The sequence below is a fragment of the Delftia sp. DLF01 genome, from assembly GCF_014852125.1.
Taxonomy (GTDB): domain Bacteria; phylum Pseudomonadota; class Gammaproteobacteria; order Burkholderiales; family Burkholderiaceae_C; genus Comamonas; species Comamonas acidovorans.
Map to the genome: position 1 here is coordinate 1,133,836 of NZ_JACVAZ010000002.1, position 17,004 is coordinate 1,150,839.

Consider the following 17,004-nt stretch of genomic DNA (forward strand, 5'->3'; position numbering starts at 1 on the left):
GGCCGAGCCCCCTCGGGGGGCAGTGAACGAAGGGAGCGTGGTGATCATTCTTTTACCCCTTCCTTGTCTGCCGTGCCCACGCGCTGCATCCAGTTGTAGAGGATGAAGCACAGCAGCAGGATGATGAGGAAATAGATCAGCGAGAAGGCAGCCGCCGGCCCCAGGTCGAACTGGCCCACGGCCTTTTGCGTGAGGTACTGCGACAGGAAGGTGGTCGCATTGCCGGGCCCGCCGCCCGTGAGCACGAAGGGCTCGGTGTAGATCATGAAGCTGTCCATGAAGCGCAGCAGCACGGCAATCATCAGCACGCCGCGCATCTTGGGCAGTTGGATGTAGCGGAACACCGCGAACTTGCTGGCGCCGTCGATGCGCGCGGCCTGGTAGTAGGCGTCGGGAATGGAGCGCAGGCCCGCGTAGCACAGCAGGGCCACCAGCGGCGTCCAGTGCCAGACATCCATGACCAGCACGGTGAGCCAGGCATGGGCGGCATTGCCCGTGTAGTTGTAGTCCACGCCCAGCGCGTTGAGCGCCGCGCCCAGCAGTCCGATGTCGGCACGGCCGTAGATCTGCCAGATGGTGCCGACCACGTTCCACGGAATCAGCAGCGACAGCGAGACCACGACCAGCACGGCCGAGGCCTTCCAGCCCTGGGCCGGCATGGACAGGGCCAGGGCGATGCCCAGCGGAATCTCCACCAGCAGCACGGCCAGCGAAAAGCCGATCTGGCGCAGCAGGGCCGAGTGCAGTTCCTCGTCGCGCATGACCTGGGCAAACCACTCCGTGCCCACGAACACGCGCCGGTCGGGACTGATGATGTCCTGCACCGAGTAATTCACCACCGTCATCAGCGGGATGATGGCCGAGAAGGCCACGCAGATGATGACCGGCAGGATCAGCAGCCAGGCCTTCTGGTTGACGGGCTTGACGGTCTGGCTCATGCCTGCAGCTCCTCGTTGACGTAGTAGCAGGTGTGGGGGCCCTGCAGCTGTACCCATACCGTTTCACCCACGGCGGGCAGGAAGGCATCGGCGCCGCAGCGCAGCTTGAGCAGCCGCTCGCCCAGGCGCGCCACCAGCAACTGGTGCGTGCCCACGTCCTGCACGCGCTCCACCGTGCAGGCCACGGCGCCGGGCGCGTCGGCCGAGGCCAGTGCCAGGTACTCGGGGCGTATGCCCAGGCTCAGGGGCAGACCAGGCGCCACACTGGCCAGTGCGGCGGGCAGGGACAGGTACTGGCCCTCGGCCAGCAGCCGGCCGCCGTCCTGCTGCAGCGGCACGAAGTTCATGCCCGGCGAGCCGATGAAGTGGCCGACAAAGGCGTGGCTGGGCCGCTCGAAAAGCTGGGCGGGCGTGCCCACCTGCACGGCGCGCCCGCGCGTCATGACCACAACGTGCTCGGCAAAGGTCAGGGCCTCCACCTGGTCGTGCGTCACATAGATCAGCGTGAGCCGCAGTTCATGGTGGATCTGCTTGAGCTTGCGGCGCAGCTGCCACTTGAGCTGGGGGTCTATCACCGTGAGCGGCTCGTCGAACAGCACGGCCGACACATCGGGCCGCACCAGGCCCCGGCCCAGCGAGATCTTCTGCTTGGCATCGGCAGACAGGCCGGCCGCGCGCTGGTCGAGCTGGCCGCTCATCTCCAGCATCTCGGCGATCTGGCCGACCCGCGCGCGGATGCGCTCCTCGGGCATGCGGCGGTTCTTCAGCGGAAAGGCCAGGTTCTCGGCCACGGTCATGGTGTCGTAGATCACCGGGAACTGGAACACCTGGGCGATGTTGCGTTCCTGGGGCGTGGCGCGCGTCATGTCGCGGCCGTCGAACAGCACCTTGCCCTGCGAGGGGACCAGCAGGCCCGACATGATGTTGAGCATGGTGGTCTTGCCGCAGCCCGAGGGGCCGAGCAGCGCATAGGCGCCGCCGTCCTCGAAGACCATGCTCAGCGGCAGCAGCGCATAGTCGCTGTCCTGCTGCGGGTTCGGCTTGTAGGAGTGGGCCAGATCGAGTTCTATGCGGGCCATCTCATCGTCCTCCGGGCCGCGCCGGCGCCAGCAGCAGCGCGCCGTCCGTGCCGAACACGTAGGCATGGGCCGGGTCCAGGTGCAGCGTGACCGTGCTGCCCAGGTCCAGGTGGTGCACGCCCGTGACCTGGGCCACCAGCTCGCCCCAGGGCGTGGTGGCATGCACGAAGGTGTCGGAGCCCGAAATCTCGGCCAGTTCCACCACACCCTGCAATGCCAGATCGCCGGGCCGGGACTGCAGGCGCAGGGCGCTGGCGCGCAGGCCCAGGGTCAGTGGACCGGACACGGCCAGGTCCGCAGGCAGCGCCACGGGCAGCCGCGCGCCGCCCGGCAGTTGCAGCCCGCCCTCCACGGCACTGGCCGCGATCAGGTTCATGGGCGGATCGCTGAAGGCGCGCGCCACGCGCAGCGAATTCGGCTGATGGAAGACCTCGGCCGTGGGGCCGTACTGCAGCAGTTCGCCCTCATGCAGCACCGCCGTGTAGCCACCCAGCAGCAGGGCCTCGCCGGGCTCGGTGGTGGCATAGACCACGGTGGAGTCGCCCGTGGCGAACAGCTGGGTCAGTTCCTCGCGCAGTTCCTCGCGCAGCTTGTAGTCGAGGTTGACCAGGGGCTCGTCCAGCAGCATCAGCGGAGCGCCCTTGGCCAGGGCGCGCGCCAGCGCCACGCGCTGCTGCTGGCCGCCCGACAGCTCGGCCGGGTAGCGGTCCAGGAACATCTCGATGTGCAGCCGCTCGGCCAGGGCGCGCACGCGCTGCGCCACGTCGCGGTCGCCGCGCAGCTTGAGCGGCGAGGCGATGTTGTCCGCCACCGTGAGCGAGGGATAGTTGATGAACTGCTGGTAGACCATGGCCACGTTGCGCTCGCGCACGGGCATGCCGGTCACATCGACGCCATCGGCGCGCACACGGCCTTCGGTGGGCACGTCCAGGCCGGCCATGATGCGCATCAGACTGGTCTTGCCGGCCTGCGTGGCACCCAGCAGCACGGTCACCGCGCCGCTTTCCAGTTCAAGGTGCATGGGGTGCAGCCAGGTCTGGCCGCCCACGCGTTTGCTGATTCTCTCCAACACCAGTTCCACGACCGCCCTCACTGACGAGGCCGCCTCGGGGGCAGCGATTGAACAAGGAGAAACATCTCGCTCAAGGCGGCGATTGCGCGCCATCCGAAAGCAAGAACGTGATCATTTTTGTTCTTTCCAGATCGCAGCCCATCAACACATACCCTAGGTGCTGTTCTTTTTTCTTCGTTTTAAAGTTCCCCAACCCACGGCCGGCCAGGGGCAAATGCGCTATAAACCGGTCGCCCCGCCTTGTTTGCCTGAGAACGCACCAGATCTGGAATCGCCGCCGTGAACACCAATCCCCGACAACTACAGCTGCTCGACGAAGTGCGCAGCCGCCAGTCCACTTCGGTGGAGCAGCTGGCCGAGATCCTGGGCGTGACCCTGCAGACCGTGCGCCGCGACATACAGAAGCTGGCCGATGCGGGCCTGATGGTGCGCTTTCACGGCGGCGTGCGCGTGCCCAGCGCCACGGTGGAGAACCTGGGCCACACCCAGCGCCAGGTGCTGCATGCCGAAGGCAAGTCGCGCATTGCGCGTGCCGTGGCCGAGGCCATTCCCAACGGCTGCTCGCTGATCCTGAACATCGGCACCACCACCGAGGCCGTGGCCCAGGCCCTGCTCAAGCACCGGGGCCTGCGCGTGATCACCAACAACCTCAACGTGGCGGCCATCCTCAGCTCCAACGCCGACTGCGAAGTCATCGTGGCAGGCGGCGTGGTGCGCACGCGCGACCGGGGCATCGTGGGCGAGGCGGCCGTGGACTTCATCCGCCAGTTCAAGGTGGACATCGCCCTGATCGGCATCTCGGCCATCGAGCCCGATGGCAGCCTGCGCGACTTCGATATGCGCGAGGTCAAGGTGGCCCAGACCATCATTGCCCAGTCGCGCGAGGTCTGGCTGGCCGCAGACCACAGCAAGTTCCACCGCCAGGCCATGGTGGAGCTGGCACGCCTGGACCAGATCGACCGCCTGTTCACCGATACCGCGCCCCCCGCCCCGTTCGATGCCCTTCTGCGCGAAGCAGAAGTGCAATGCGTGGTGGCGCAATAAGTTTTCCGCAGCCGCTGCGCCACCGCCCGCACAGGACACGCGCACCGGCCCTGCTTTTCCTGGATACCGCACCATGACCTATCTGCTTGCCCTGGACCAGGGCACCTCCAGCTCGCGCAGCATCGTCTTCGACACCCAGGGCCGCATCGTGGCCTCGGCCCAGCTGGAGCTGCCGCAGATCTATCCCCGGCCCGGCTGGGTCGAGCACGATCCGCGCGAGATCTGGCGCACCCAGCTGGCCACGGCGCGCGAGGCCCTGGCCAAGGCCGGGCTGGCGGCAGCCGACATCCGTGCCCTGGGCATCACCAACCAGCGCGAGACCACCGTGGTCTGGAACCGCGCCACGGGCCAGCCCATACACCACGCCATCGTCTGGCAGGACCGCCGCGCCGAGCCGCTGTGCGCCCAGCTGCGCGAGGCAGGCCATGCCGACACCATCCAGCGCAAGACCGGCCTGCTGATCGACGCCTATTTCTCGGGCACCAAGCTGCGCTGGATCCTGGACAACGTCAATGGCGCACGCGCCGCCGCCGAGCGCGGCGAACTGGCCTTCGGCACCGTGGACAGCTGGCTGATCTGGCAGCTCACAGGCGGGCGCCGCCATGTGACCGATGTCTCCAACGCCAGCCGCACCATGCTGTTCAACGTCCACACCAACCAGTGGGACGACGATCTGCTGGCGCTGCTGGAGATTCCACGCGCGCTGATGCCCGAGGTGCTGCCTTCCGCCGCCGATTTCGGCCGCACGGCAGCCGAGGTGCTGGGCGGCGAAATCGCCATCGGCGGCGTGGCCGGCGACCAGCAAAGCGCCCTCTTCGGCCAGGCCTGCTTTTCGGCCGGCATGGCCAAGAACACCTATGGCACGGGCTGCTTCATGCTCATGCACACGGGCGGCGTGTTCCAGACCTCCGCCAACGGCCTGCTGACCACCGCTGCGGCACAGCCCACCGCTGCGCCGGCCTATGCGCTGGAAGGCAGCGTCTTCGTGGGCGGCGCCGTGGTCCAGTGGCTGCGCGACGGGCTGCGCGCCATCGAGCACAGCGGCCAGGTGCAGCAACTGGCCGAGAGCGTGCCCGATTCGGGCGGCGTGATGATGGTGCCGGCCTTCACTGGCCTGGGCGCCCCCTACTGGAAGCCCGATGCGCGCGGCACCATCACGGGCCTGACGCGCGGCACCACCATCGCCCACATCGCGCGGGCCGCGCTTGAATCCATTGCCTTCCAGAGCGCCGCCCTGCTGCTGGCCATGAGCCGCGACGCGGTGGCCAGCGGCGGCGCGCCGGTCAGCGAACTGCGCGTGGACGGCGGCGCCTGCGTCAACAACCTGCTCATGCAGTTCCAGGCCGACCTGCTGGGCATTCCCGTCGTGCGCCCGGCCTGCGTGGAGACCACGGCCCTGGGCGCTGCCTACCTGGCGGGCCTGTCCTCGGGCGTGTACCAGAGCACCGAGGAACTGTCGGCGCTGTGGAAGGCCGAGCGCCGCTTCGTGCCCACGCTGGACAAGCACCGCGCCGACGAGCTGATGGCGCGCTGGGAGCATGCGGTGGCCCAGACCGCACTGGCGGCCTGACAACGGGCTCACGGCCTTGTTCAAGGCGGCCAGCCTGGTGCTTTCCGGCCTGCTGCTGGCCGGCTGCGCCGCGCCGCCCCAGGCCCTGCCGGCCCCACAGCCCACGGCATGCGCGCGCCTGCAATGGCTGGGCAGCACCACGATTGCGCGCGATGAACCCATCCATGGCGCCACCACCGGCGGCATCTCGGGTCTGGACTATGACGCCCGGCGCGGCGACTTCGTGGCCATCAGCGATGACCGCTCGGCGCGCGGCCCCGCGCGCTGGATGCGCCTGCGCATAGAGCAGCTGGACGCCGGCCAGCGTGCCGGCCCCAACCCCTGGCAGGCGCAGGTCACCGAAGTGCACCCGCTGCTGGATGCCGAGGGCCGCTGGTTGCGCCCGCGCCATGCCGCGCCCGCCACCCAGCCCGTGCCCGACCCCGAAGCCATCCGCCTGCTGCCGGACGGCGGCCTGCTGTGGACCGATGAAGGCGACCCGGGCCGGGGCTTTGGCACCTCGCTGGTGAAAGCCGATGCGCAGGGCCGCCAGCTTGCGCGCTGGTTCCATCCCTTCAAGGACGGGGCCGGCGTGCCGGGCCTGCGCGCGAATTTCGGCTTCGAAGGGCTGGCCGTGACGCCGGACGGCCAACAGGCCTGGCTGGCCCTGGAAGCGCCGCTGCGCCAGGACGGCCCGCGCGCCAGCGCCGCCACGGCAGGCGCGCCCGTGCGCATCAGCCTGGTCAGCCTGGACGATGGCCGGCTGCTGCGCCAGATCGCCTACCAGCCCGATGCCGTGCCGGCCGCCAGCTGGGCCCTTCCCCAGCGCGAGGTCAACGGCATCAGCGAAATCCTGCCGGACGGTCCCGACCACCTGCTGGTGCTGGAGCGCTCCTACAGCCCGGGCCACGGTTTTGGCGCGCGGCTATACCGCATCAGCCTGGATGCGCTCAATACGCTGGCCATGGACAGCTTTATGCGCAACCCGCCACAAGTGGCGGTCAAGCAATTGGTGGCCGATCTGTCCACCCTGCAGCCCGGCAGGCTGGACAACATGGAAGCCATGTCCTGGGGCCCGCCGCTGCCCGATGGCACCCGCGTGCTGGTGTTCGCCAGCGACGACAACTTCAACCCGGCGCAGGCCAACCAGATCCTGATCACCGCCTACCGGCCCTCGCCGCCCTGCGCACCCTGAAGGCGCTTCAGGGCGTGGCCTGCACCTGCTCCTGCGGCAGGTAGATGCGCGTCAGACCGCGCGCAATCGCCTCCACGATCTGCTCGCGCCGCAGGCCGATGTGCTCGGCCATCAGGCGCTCGCTGGCCTGGGCGTCGCGCGCGCGCAGGGCCTGCAGGATTTCCAGGTGCTCGTGCTGGGTGGAGGCGCGCCCCACGCTCTCCATGTCGATCCACCGGATGAAGCGGATGCGCTCGTTCAGGCTCGCCAGCATGCGCCGCAGCTCGGCGTTGCCGGCCATGTCGGCAATGCGCAGATGGAATCCCTCGTCCAGGTCCACCAGTTGCCGGATCGGCGTATCGGAGGCCACGCGCTGGCTCTGCTCCAGGTAGGCCAGGGCCTCGTCAAGCTGGGCATCGGTGGCGCGCTCCACGGCCAGCCGCACGCATTCGCGCTCCACGGCCACGCGGGCCTCGTACAGGTCCAGCGACTCCTTCACGTCCAGCTCGCGCCGCATGTAGCCGCGGCTGGCCGGCAGCAAAAAGCCATCGGCCACCAGCCGCGTCAGCGCCTCGCGCACGGGCGTGCGGCTCACGCCCAGGCGCAGCGCCAGTTCGCTCTCGCTCAGGCGCTCGCCTGGCTTGAACTCGTAGGAGATGGCCATGTCACGCAGCGTGCTGTAGACGCTGGAGCCCCGTTCATGGCGGATGTTGGAGATTTTCATGGCGCCATTGTGCCCTTTGGCGCTGCGCATTCTTTTAAGTATACTGAAATGGATTCTTAAAAATCCCGTCACCCAACCTGCCTGGAGACTCCCGACATGACCACCGCTTTCAATGGCGCCGACGCCATGGTCCGCATGCTGCAGCTCAATGGCGTCAAGCACATCTTCGGCCTGTGCGGCGACACCAGCCTGCCCTTCTACGACGCCATGGCGCGGCTGGACCACGGCATGGACCACATCCTCACGCGGGATGAGCGCAGCGCAGGCTACATGGCCGACGCCTATGCGCGCGTCACCGGCAAGGTGGGCGTGTGCGAAGGCCCCAGCGGCGGCGGCGCCACCTACCTGCTGCCCGGCCTGGCCGAGGCCAATGAGTCCTCGGTGCCCGTGCTGGGCATCACCTCGGACGTTTCCGTGGGCGCACGCGGCAAGTTCCCGCTGACCGAACTGGACCAGCAGGCGCTGTACAGGCCCCTGACCAAGTGGAATACCACCATCGACCGCGTGGACCAGATTCCGCACGCCGTGCGCAGCGCCTTTCGCGCCATGACCACGGGCCGGCCCGGCGCCACCCATATCTGCCTGCCCTATGACGTGCAAAAGCACACGCTGGATCCGGCCGATGTCTGGGCCCAGCCAGGGCATGACCACTATCCGGCCTACCGGTCCGCGCCCGATCCGGCGGCCGTGGCCGAGGCTGCCGACCGCCTGGTGGCGGCCCGCTGCCCCGTGCTGATCTGCGGCGGCGGCGTGCTCATCGCAGGCGCCAGCGCCGCACTGGATGCGCTGGCCACCTTGCTCAATGCGCCCGTGTGCTCCAGCGTCAGCGGCCAGGGCAGCCTGGCGGGCAGCCATCCGCTCAATGCCGGCGTGGTGGGCACCAATGGCGGCGTCGAGGCCACGCGCGCCGTGGTGGCGCAGGCGGACCTGGTGATGTTCATCGGCGCCCGTGCCGGCTCCACCACCACCGAGCACTGGCAGATGCCCTCGCGCAAGGTCACCATCGTCCATCTGGACGTGGACGCCATGACCATAGGCACCAACTACCGCACCGACGTGGCCCTGGTGGGCGACGCCCTGCTGGGCCTGCAGGCGCTGCACGCGGCCGTGCAGCAGCGCATCGCCCGCCGCCCCGCTGATGCCGCAGACGGCGCCGCGCTGGCGGCCACCGCGCGCGCCGCCAAACAGGCCTTCTTCGCGCCGCTGGCCGCCTCGCTGGAGCGCCCCATCAAGCCCGAGCGCGTGGTGGACACACTCAACCGCCTGCTGCCCGCGCGCGCCATCGTGGTGGCCGACCCCGGCACGCCCTGCCCCTACTTCACGGCCTATTTCGACGCACCCCAGGCCGGCCGGCACTTCATCACCAACCGCGCGCACGGGGCGCTGGGCTTTGCCATGTCCGCCGGCTTTGGCGCCGCCATCGGCCAGCCCGATTCCGTGGTGGTCGCGGTCATGGGCGACGGCAGCTTCGGCTTCACCTGCGGCGAGCTGGAAACCATCGTGCGCCGCAATGTGCCGCTGAAGATGATCGTGTTCTCCAACAGCGTGTTCGGCTGGATCAAGGCCAGCCAGAAGTCCGGCTACGATGAACGCTACTTTTCAGTCGACTTCAACCGCACCCACCATGCCCGCGTGGCCGAGGCCTTCGGCGTCAAGGCCTGGCAGGTGCATGACCCGGCAGATCTCGAAGCCGCGCTCAAGGCCGCGCTGATGCACGACGGCCCGGCGCTGGTGGATGTGATCTCGCAAGAGCTCCAGGACACGGCCGTGCCGGTGAGCCAGTGGATGGGTTGACTCCAGGCCCCACGCACAGATTCCCGATTTCCTGCCCGCCAATGCGCTTGAAAAGGAGCCTTCCCATGCCCCATCCACCCTCACGCCGCCAGCTGCTGCTGGCCACGGCCGCCGCATGCCTGCTGGGGCCGGCCGGCACGGCATCCGCGCAGGGCGCCGCCCCGCTCAAGCTGGTCATCACCTTCCCGCCGGGGGGCAGCACCGACATCGCCGCCCGCATACTGCAGCCGCGCCTGGGCGAAGTGGCCGGCCGCCCGGTGATCGTGGAGAACCGCCCCGGCGCCGCCAGCCAGATCGCCACCCAGTACGTGGCCAAGTCCGCCCCGGACGGCAACACCCTGCTGTTCAGCTTCGACACCCATGCCATCAATCCCATCGCCAAGTCCCGGCTGCCCTACGACACCTTCAAGGACTTCACGGGCGTGTCGCTGGCGCTGCGCTTTCCGCTGGTGATCGGTGCCTCGGCCTCGGTGCCCGCCAGGGACCTGGCCGGCTTCCTGGAGCTGGCGCGCCGCAACCCGGGCAAATACAGCTACGCATCGACCGGCCTGGGGTCCATGAACCACCTGGTGATGGAGGACATCAAGCGCCGCTCGGGCACCTACGTGCTGCACGTGCCCTACGGCGGCGGCGGCCCGGCCGTGCAGGCCGTGCTCGGCAATGTGTCCGACCTCACCCTGCTCAGCTATGCGGCGCTGCGCGGCCAGATTTCGGCGGGCAAGATCAAGCCGCTGGCGGTGACCGGCCTCAAGCGCCTGCCCGAGCTGCCCGACGTGCCCACCGTGGCCGAGTCAGGCTTCCCGGGCTTCGAGGCCTACTCGTGGATCGGCGTGTTCGCACCTTCCGCCACGCCGGCAGCCACGGTGCACAAGCTCACCGAAGACTTCCAGGCCACGCTGAACACGCCCGACATCCGCAGCAAGCTCATGCAGTCGGGCTTTGAAGTCATGGCCACGGACGGACCCGCCCTCGACCGCTGGGTGCGCCAGGAATATGAGCGCTGGGGCCGCTTCGTGCGCGACAACAAGGTCCAGCTCGAAGACTGAGAATCCGGACGGCACCCCCTACACCACACAGGAGCATTCATGGCACTTCCGCTGGACCACATCGTCATCGCCGTGCAGGACCTCGAGGCCGCCGTGGCGGACTACCGCGCGCTGGGCTTCCAGGTCGCCATCGGCGGCCGCCATCCGGGCCGCACCTCGCACAACGCACTGGTCGTGTTTGCCGACGGCGCCTACCTGGAGATCATTGCCTGGACCGCCCCGGCGCCCGAAGAGCGCTGGTACCGCACGCTGCGCGACCATGGCGAAGGGCTGGTGGACTTCGCCCTGCTGCCCCAAAGCACCGCCCAGGCCCTGGCCGAGGCGCGCGGGCGGGGGCTGGATACCCTGATCGGCCCCGTGGACGGAGGCCGCGTGCGCCCCGATGGCGCGCAACTGCTGTGGCAGACGGCGCGCCACGCCACGCCCGACTTGCCCTTCCTGTGCGGCGACGTCACGCCGCGCGCCCTGCGCGTGCCCGAGGGCAGCGTGCGCGAGCATCCCAACGGCGCGCTGGGCGTGGCCTCGCTGACCGTCGCCGTGCACGACCTGGACGCCAGCCTGGACCGCTACCGGGCGCTGCTGGGCCCGGGCCTGCCGCTGCAGAGGCTGGACGACCAGGGCGCGCGGCTGGCATTGCCGGGCTTCGATCTGCTGCTGCAAGGCGCGCAGGCACTGGAGGCCTCCGACGCACTGCGCCAGCGCCTTGCCACGCGCGGAGAGGGCCCTTGCGCGCTCACCCTGCGCCAGCGGCCCGGCGCCCCGGCACAGCCCCTGGACCTGGCCACCAGCCATGGCGTGGACATGCGCTGGCACGGTGGGAACACGCTCTAAACTCTTCGTTTTCCTTCTCCACCGCCACCAGCATGAACACCGTTTCCACAGCCTCCCCTGTCATCGCCTTCATCGGTGGCGGCAACATGGCCAGCGCCATCATCGGCGGACTGATCGGCCAGGGCCAATCCGCAGACCGCATCGTCGTCGTCGAACCCTTCGAGGCTGCACGCGACGCGCTGCGCACGAACTTCGGCATCACGGCGCATGCCGATGCCGCGGCCGCCGCCAGCGCGCTGGACGGTGCCGGCATCGTGGTCTGGGCCGTCAAGCCCCAGACCTTCAAGGAAGCCGCCCAGGCCGTGGCGCCGCACACCGCCCAGGCCCTGCACCTGAGCGTTGCCGCCGGCATTCCCACGGACTCCATCGCCCAGTGGCTGGGCACGGGCCGCATCGTGCGCGCCATGCCCAACACGCCAGCCCTGGTGGGCAAGGGCATGACGGGCCTGTTCGCATGCGCCCAGGTCGATGCCGCAGGCAAGAGCGCCGTCGAGCAGGTGGTGGCCACCACGGGCCAGTTCGTCTGGGTCGACCAGGAAGCGCACCTGGACGCCGTGACCGCCCTGTCGGGCTCGGGCCCGGCCTATGTCTTCCTGTTCCTCGAAGCCATGACACAGGCCGGCGTGGACATGGGCCTCACGGCCGAGCAGTCCTACCGCCTGGGCGTGGCCACCTTCCAGGGCGCATCGGAACTGGCCGCCCGCTCCACCGAAAGCGCCGACGTGCTGCGCCAGCGCGTGACCAGCAAGGGCGGCACCACCCACGCCGCCATCACCCACATGCAGGCGCAACAGGTGCCCGAGCATTTCGTGGCCGCCATGCGGGCAGCGGAAACACGGGCCAAGGAGCTGGCCGCCGAGTTCGGCCGCTGAGCCCGGCGCAGCGCGCCCCAGGCTCCATGCAAAAGGGAGGCACCGGCCTCCCTTGTTTTTTCAGCCCTGAGCCCTCAGCGCAGCGCAAACCCCAGCGCCACGCCCGCGAACAGGCTGGCACCGATCCAGTGGCTCTTGCTGAAGGCGACGAAGCAGCCCTCGCGCGTGCGGTGGCGGATCAGGGTGAAGTGCCAGATCACCTGGGCCGCGGCCACGGCCAGGCCCACCCAGAAAGGCCAGGCCAGGCCATAGGGCGCCAGCGCCCAGACGGTGAGCAGGCCGCAGAGCACGAAAAAGCCCATGACGGCCACCACGTCGAAGCGGCCCAGGGTGATGGCCGAGGTCTTCATCCCGATCCTGAGGTCGTCGTCGCGGTCCACCATGGCGTATTCGGTGTCATAGGCCAGCACCAGGAACATGTTGGCCAACCACAGAATCCAGGCCGTGGCCGGCACCTGGCCCTGCACGGCGGCGAAGGCGATGAGGATGCCGAAGTTGAAGGCAATGCCCAGGAAGGCCTGGGGCATGGCGAAGAAGCGCTTGGTGAACGGGTAGAGGATGGTGAACAACACGGCGGGCACGGACCAGGCCACGGCCTCCCAGCGCGTGGTCAGCACCAGGCCCAGCGAGACCAGGGCCAGGGCTGCGCCCAGCAGGGCGGCCTCCTTGACCGAGACCAGTCCCGAGGTGATGGGCCGCTGCGTGGTGCGCTTGACGTGGCGGTCGAAGTCGCGGTCGGCGATGTCGTTGATGCAGCAGCCGGCGCTGCGCATCAGCACCGTGCCCAGCACGAAGACCACCAGCAGATGCCAGCCCGGAAACCCGCCCGCCGCCACCCACAGCGCGGCCAGCGTGGGCCAGACCAGGACCAGCCAGCCGGCCGGCCGGTTGAAGCGGACCAGGTCCAGGTAGAGCGACAGTTTGCTGCGCCGGGGCGCAGGCATGGGCGTAGAGGAGGTGGTGGGCATGGCGTCTGGGCGCCGATGGCGGCCGTGGGCCGACCATCGCACGCATCACATTCGAAAATGCCCGCATTGTCGCCGCTGGGCGGGCGGGCTCGGCGGCGCGCCTCAGCAGCGCCTGCCGGCAACGCGGGTTTGCGCCCACTCCACGGCACAGATCACCAGCGCCATCCAGGCCAGGCCCAGCAGCCAGCCGGCCAGCACATCGCTGGCATAGTGCACGCGCAGCACCACGCGGCTGGCGCCCACGCCCAGGGCGACAGCCAGGGCCGCCAGGCCCACGGGCCAGCGCCAGGCCGGGCGCAGGTACGGCAGCAGCAGCCAGGCCAGCATCAGATAGAGCACGAAGGTGCCCGCGCTGTGGCCGCTGGGGAAGCTGAAGCCGCCTTCAGGCACCCAGCCACCCACGGGGCGCGGACGGCCCACGCTGGTCTTGATGGCGCGTATCCACAGGCCCACGCCAGCCGTGGCCACCACCCAGGCGGCCGCATGCAGCCAGTCGCGCCGCCACAGCAGCAGCGCAAGCACGGCGGCCGACAGCGACACCATCCAGGCCACATTGCCCAGTTGGGTGAAGGCGACCACGGGGCGCACCCAGGCATCGGTGGCATGGCCGGCCAGCCACAGGTGCAGGGCCTCGTCGAGCACCGGCCAGTCGGTGCAGGTGGCGCAGCCTGCGGGCTGGGCCAGGCCCAGCATGTCGCGCACCATCACGGCCAGTGCCAGCAAGGCCAGCACGCCGGCGGCAGCCAGGCCCAGCCATGCGGCCCGCGGCATGGGCAGGCCTGCATGGCGCAGCCGGGCCGTGGCAGGCAGGCGCAGATAGAAAAAAAGGCCGCCCAGGGCGGCCAGTACCAGGCACAGGCCGCCCGTGGCGGCGTGTGCGTCAATCCAGGTCCAGAGCATGCGTTGGCATCACTCCCGGGCCAGGGTGGGTACGCGGGAAGACTGGGGTTTGCGCAGCATCAGTCTTCGAGCAGGGCGCGCAGCATCCAGGCGGTCTGCTCGTGCACGGTCAGGCGCTGGGTCAGCAGGTCGGCCGTGGGTTCGTCGCTGGCCTTGTCGGCCAGGGGGAACAGGCTGCGCGCCGTGCGGGCCACGGCCTCGTGGCCGGCGACCAGGATGCGCACCATCTCCAGGGCCTTGGGCGGATCGTGGGGCACGTCGGCCAGGCTGGTGAGCTTGCCGAAGTCGGCATAGGAGCCCGGCGCGAAATGGCCCAGCGCACGGATGCGCTCGGCGATGGGGTCGACGGCGTTCCACAGCTCCGTGTACTGCCCCATGAACATGGTGTGCAGCGTGTTGAACATCGGGCCGGTGACGTTCCAGTGGAAATTGTGCGTGGTCAGATACAGCGTGTAGGTGTCGGCCAGCAGGGCCGACAGGCCCTTGGCGATGGCCGCGCGGTCCTTGTCGCTGATGCCGATATGGATGGCGGAGGAGCGCACGGACGCCGGTGCCACGTCGGCCAGTGCGGCCTTTGCAGGCTGCACTGCCTTGTCCGCCTTGTCGGCCTGCACGGCCTCTGGCTTCTTTGCACCGGACTTGTCTTTGCTGGCATTTTTGGCCATGGGATCCCTTTCAGCTTCGTACAAACGGAAGATGCTCCCGGCAGGTCGCCCGGGAGCCAGTTGCAACGATAACGCAAGCGCAGCGGCCCCACAGGCCCGGAGCGCGCGCCGGTGCGGTCATCAGGACAGGCGTTTGACGCCGGGCAAGGCGCAGGCGTAGACCGCGTTGCGCAGGGCGGCGATGGCCTCGTAGCGCGTGAAGCTGCGGCGCCAGGCCAGGACTACGCGGCGTGTCGGCGGGGCCGAGCCGTCGTCCTCGAGGATGGGCAGGTAGCGGATGTGCGGCTCGTCGGTCTTGCGGCGGCGCGCCGTGGTCTCCAGCGCATCGGCGGGCACGGACAGGCGCGGCACCAGGGTCACGCCCATGCCGGCGGCCACCATGTGCTTGATGGTCTCCAGCGACGAGCCTTCGAAGGTGCGGCGAATGCCTTCGGCATTGCTGGCATAGCGTGCGAACTCGGGGCAGACCTGGAGCACATGGTCGCGGAAGCAGTGGCCCGAGCCCAGCAGCAGCATGGTCTCGTTCTTGAGATCGCTGGTGGAGACATGGTCCTTCTGGGCCAGCGCATGGGTGCTGGGAACGGCGGCCATGAAGGGCTCGTCGTACAGCGGAGCCAGCGCCAGGCCGGTGTCGGGGAAGGGCTCGGCGACGATGGCGCAGTCGATCTCGCCGGTGCGCAGCATCTCCAGCAGCTTGATGGTGTAGTTCTCCTGCAGCATCAGCGGCATCTGCGGCGTGCGCATGATGGAGTTGCGCACCAGGTCCGGCAGCAGGTAGGGGCCGATGGTGTAGATCACACCCAGGGTGAGCACGCCGGACAGCGGGTCCTTGCCGCGCTTGGCGATTTCCTTGATCTCGGCGGCCTGCTCCAGCACGCTTTGCGCCTGACGGATGATCTCCTCGCCCAGCGACGTGACCGACACTTCGCCGGCACTGCGCTCGAAGAGCTTGACATCGAGCTCCTCCTCCAGCTTCTTGATCGCCACGGACAACGTGGGCTGGGACACATAACAGGCTTCGGCGGCGCGGCCAAAATGCTTTTCACGTGCCACGGCCACGATGTATTTGAGTTCGGTAAGTGTCATTGGCGAGCTGTGTCTGGGAGGGAGCCTCGGAAAATACGATGGTCTTACACCAAGAACCTGTGCCGGAACCTTTGTGCAATCAGGCCTTGCGGCCCGCTTGCCGGGGTGCTCCCCTCAAAAGTTCCTGCACAGGTTCTAGGATTTGTCCTAATTCGATTGTGCCAGTCCTCGTCCGCGCATGACCACTGCGCGCTCCCCGACCCGCCGGCTTTTTGTATTTATCCACCTAGTGCAACGGCCGGCGCATCCGGTCGCGTTGCTGCATGAGCTGGTCCATGCCTATCAATGCAGCCAGGCCTATGGCCACGATCACGGTAAAGACCGGAAGGTCCAGGGCGCTGATCACGGCAAAGCCTTGCGGCCTAGCATAACGCTGTGTCTCTGAAATGCATACGAAGTCCGCTGCGGCCATGCCGGTGTAGTGCATGGAACAGACCGCCGCGCCCATGACGGCGGCGGCCAGCGCACGCATGCCCGGCGAGCTGGTGCGAAACGACAGCCACAGCGCGGCGCTGGCCGCGGCCACGGCGATGCCCACGGACAGCAGCACGGTGGGAACGGACCAGACGATGAAGCCCGGAAAGCGCATGCCATACATGCCCAGGTAATGCATGAAGGCCACGCCCAGGCCCAGCAGGGTGCCCGCGCCCAGCACGCGCGCCCCGCTTTCGGGCCGCCGCGCGACAAAGGCCAGCGCCACCGAGGTGGCGGCAACGGCGGCGCACAGGGACAGCAGGGTTTCGACCATGGAGTAGCCCGAACCCATGCCCAGGTTCAGCGCCAGCATGCCCGTGAAATGCATGGACCACACGCCGATGCCGCCCAGCGCCGTGCCTGCCGCCAGCAGGTTCAGCCAGCTGATGCCCTCGCGTCCCCGGATGCGCTGCGCCGCAGTCAGGGCCACGAAGGAGCCCAATACGGCAATGCCATAGGACAGGGCCACCAGGCCCATGCGCCAGGAGGTCTCGACGATCTCATTCGCTTGCACGGCTTCATTCATGTTGGCAGCTCCTCATTCGCAGAAAAATGGGACAACACAAGAGTGATCGTGGCCGTCCTCCCCGTGGGGGAGGCTTGGCAGGCCATCCCCTCCCGGATGGAGCTACCCTGTTTTTTGTGACTCAATGTACCAAAAGGTCACAAATATTCAATGCCGTAACGGGACGGCGCTGTCACCGCCAGGACGGCATGAAGCGCTCCATTTCGATGGCTACAACGCGCGTGGGAACCATGTCTGGCGCGGGCTGCAGGCCTGCGGAAGA

Annotated in this window: 16 protein-coding genes; 7 read left to right on the plus strand and 9 right to left on the minus strand. The window is 68.6% G+C overall.

Annotation, left to right across the window (positions count from 1 at the left end; all coding sequences use genetic code 11):
• Positions 1–44 precede the first annotated feature (44 nt).
• From IB269_RS13590 to IB269_RS13600, 3 genes are read right to left on the minus strand one after another with little or no spacing between them, the layout of a single operon-like run.
• Positions 45–938, minus strand: coding sequence for a carbohydrate ABC transporter permease (locus IB269_RS13590; RefSeq protein WP_192367372.1), 894 nt, complete (start codon positions 936–938; stop codon positions 45–47).
• The gene (locus tag IB269_RS13595) at positions 935–2,017 is read right to left on the minus strand and encodes an ABC transporter ATP-binding protein (RefSeq protein WP_192367373.1); all 1,083 of its coding nucleotides are present in this window, start codon (positions 2,015–2,017) and stop codon (positions 935–937) included. Before IB269_RS13595 ends, IB269_RS13590 begins: the two co-directional genes overlap by 4 nt.
• A 1-nt stretch (position 2,018) precedes the next feature.
• Positions 2,019–3,098, minus strand: a complete 1,080-nt coding sequence (locus IB269_RS13600) for an ABC transporter ATP-binding protein (protein WP_192367374.1) — start codon at positions 3,096–3,098, stop codon at positions 2,019–2,021.
• A 270-nt stretch (positions 3,099–3,368) separates the two neighbouring features.
• Between IB269_RS13600 and IB269_RS13605 the strand changes: the two genes are divergently transcribed.
• From IB269_RS13605 to IB269_RS13615, 3 genes are all read left to right on the plus strand, one after another.
• The gene (locus IB269_RS13605; RefSeq protein ID WP_012202956.1) at positions 3,369–4,133 is read left to right on the plus strand and encodes a DeoR/GlpR family DNA-binding transcription regulator; all 765 of its coding nucleotides are present in this window, start codon (positions 3,369–3,371) and stop codon (positions 4,131–4,133) included.
• Positions 4,134–4,206: 73 nt separating this feature from the next.
• Positions 4,207–5,703, plus strand: coding sequence for a glycerol kinase GlpK (gene glpK, locus IB269_RS13610; protein WP_012202955.1), 1,497 nt, complete (start codon positions 4,207–4,209; stop codon positions 5,701–5,703).
• The gene (locus IB269_RS13615) at positions 5,672–6,877 is read left to right on the plus strand and encodes an esterase-like activity of phytase family protein (RefSeq protein ID WP_192367375.1); all 1,206 of its coding nucleotides are present in this window, start codon (positions 5,672–5,674) and stop codon (positions 6,875–6,877) included. Before glpK ends, IB269_RS13615 begins: the two co-directional genes overlap by 32 nt.
• A 7-nt stretch (positions 6,878–6,884) precedes the next feature.
• On the opposite strand, the gene IB269_RS13620 is transcribed toward IB269_RS13615, so the two are convergent.
• On the minus strand, positions 6,885–7,580 hold the full coding sequence (locus tag IB269_RS13620; protein ID WP_065345993.1) for a GntR family transcriptional regulator: 696 nt from the start codon (positions 7,578–7,580) through the stop codon (positions 6,885–6,887).
• A 96-nt stretch (positions 7,581–7,676) separates the two neighbouring features.
• Between IB269_RS13620 and IB269_RS13625 the strand changes: the two genes are divergently transcribed.
• From IB269_RS13625 to proC, 4 genes are all read left to right on the plus strand, one after another.
• Positions 7,677–9,374: a thiamine pyrophosphate-binding protein gene (locus IB269_RS13625; RefSeq protein WP_071954198.1), complete on the plus strand. Its 1,698-nt coding sequence runs from the start codon at positions 7,677–7,679 to the stop codon at positions 9,372–9,374.
• Between the two features lie 65 nt (positions 9,375–9,439).
• Positions 9,440–10,420, plus strand: a complete 981-nt coding sequence (locus IB269_RS13630) for a tripartite tricarboxylate transporter substrate binding protein (protein ID WP_034389944.1) — start codon at positions 9,440–9,442, stop codon at positions 10,418–10,420.
• Positions 10,421–10,459: 39 nt separating this feature from the next.
• Positions 10,460–11,251: a VOC family protein gene (locus IB269_RS13635; RefSeq protein ID WP_192367376.1), complete on the plus strand. Its 792-nt coding sequence runs from the start codon at positions 10,460–10,462 to the stop codon at positions 11,249–11,251.
• 32 nt (positions 11,252–11,283) lie between these two features.
• Positions 11,284–12,123, plus strand: a complete 840-nt coding sequence (gene proC / locus IB269_RS13640) for a pyrroline-5-carboxylate reductase (protein WP_065345968.1) — start codon at positions 11,284–11,286, stop codon at positions 12,121–12,123.
• Between the two features lie 74 nt (positions 12,124–12,197).
• On the opposite strand, the gene ubiA is transcribed toward proC, so the two are convergent.
• From ubiA to IB269_RS13665, 5 genes are all read right to left on the minus strand, one after another.
• Positions 12,198–13,067, minus strand: a complete 870-nt coding sequence (gene ubiA / locus IB269_RS13645; protein WP_192367542.1) for a 4-hydroxybenzoate octaprenyltransferase — start codon at positions 13,065–13,067, stop codon at positions 12,198–12,200.
• A gap of 126 nt (positions 13,068–13,193) precedes the next feature.
• Entirely contained in the window at positions 13,194–13,991 is a 798-nt protein-coding gene (locus IB269_RS13650) for a phosphatase PAP2 family protein (RefSeq protein WP_012202947.1), read from the minus strand.
• Positions 13,992–14,050: 59 nt separating this feature from the next.
• On the minus strand, positions 14,051–14,656 hold the full coding sequence (locus tag IB269_RS13655; RefSeq protein WP_043822499.1) for a Dps family protein: 606 nt from the start codon (positions 14,654–14,656) through the stop codon (positions 14,051–14,053).
• Between the two features lie 120 nt (positions 14,657–14,776).
• Entirely contained in the window at positions 14,777–15,742 is a 966-nt protein-coding gene (locus tag IB269_RS13660) for a LysR substrate-binding domain-containing protein (protein WP_013804463.1), read from the minus strand.
• Between the two features lie 226 nt (positions 15,743–15,968).
• Entirely contained in the window at positions 15,969–16,742 is a 774-nt protein-coding gene (locus IB269_RS13665; protein ID WP_192367377.1) for an MHYT domain-containing protein, read from the minus strand.
• Between the last annotated feature and the right edge of the window lie 262 nt (positions 16,743–17,004).

Excerpts from the sequence above, each read along its gene's own strand:
- IB269_RS13620 (WP_065345993.1), bottom strand. The coding sequence starts at position 7,580 with ATGAAAATCTCCAACATCCGCCATGAACGGGGCTCCAGCGTCTACAGC.
- IB269_RS13655 (WP_043822499.1), bottom strand. The coding sequence starts at position 14,656 with ATGGCCAAAAATGCCAGCAAAGACAAGTCCGGTGCAAAGAAGCCAGAG.
- IB269_RS13615 (WP_192367375.1), top strand. The coding sequence starts at position 5,672 with ATGCGGTGGCCCAGACCGCACTGGCGGCCTGACAACGGGCTCACGGCC.
- IB269_RS13625 (WP_071954198.1), top strand. The coding sequence starts at position 7,677 with ATGACCACCGCTTTCAATGGCGCCGACGCCATGGTCCGCATGCTGCAG.
- glpK (WP_012202955.1), top strand. The coding sequence starts at position 4,207 with ATGACCTATCTGCTTGCCCTGGACCAGGGCACCTCCAGCTCGCGCAGC.
- IB269_RS13630 (WP_034389944.1), top strand. The coding sequence starts at position 9,440 with ATGCCCCATCCACCCTCACGCCGCCAGCTGCTGCTGGCCACGGCCGCC.
- IB269_RS13595 (WP_192367373.1), bottom strand. The coding sequence starts at position 2,017 with ATGGCCCGCATAGAACTCGATCTGGCCCACTCCTACAAGCCGAACCCG.
- IB269_RS13650 (WP_012202947.1), bottom strand. The coding sequence starts at position 13,991 with ATGCTCTGGACCTGGATTGACGCACACGCCGCCACGGGCGGCCTGTGC.
- IB269_RS13590 (WP_192367372.1), bottom strand. The coding sequence starts at position 938 with ATGAGCCAGACCGTCAAGCCCGTCAACCAGAAGGCCTGGCTGCTGATC.
- IB269_RS13635 (WP_192367376.1), top strand. The coding sequence starts at position 10,460 with ATGGCACTTCCGCTGGACCACATCGTCATCGCCGTGCAGGACCTCGAG.
- IB269_RS13665 (WP_192367377.1), bottom strand. The coding sequence starts at position 16,742 with ATGAATGAAGCCGTGCAAGCGAATGAGATCGTCGAGACCTCCTGGCGC.
- ubiA (WP_192367542.1), bottom strand. The coding sequence starts at position 13,067 with ATGCCTGCGCCCCGGCGCAGCAAACTGTCGCTCTACCTGGACCTGGTC.
- IB269_RS13660 (WP_013804463.1), bottom strand. The coding sequence starts at position 15,742 with ATGACACTTACCGAACTCAAATACATCGTGGCCGTGGCACGTGAAAAG.
- proC (WP_065345968.1), top strand. The coding sequence starts at position 11,284 with ATGAACACCGTTTCCACAGCCTCCCCTGTCATCGCCTTCATCGGTGGC.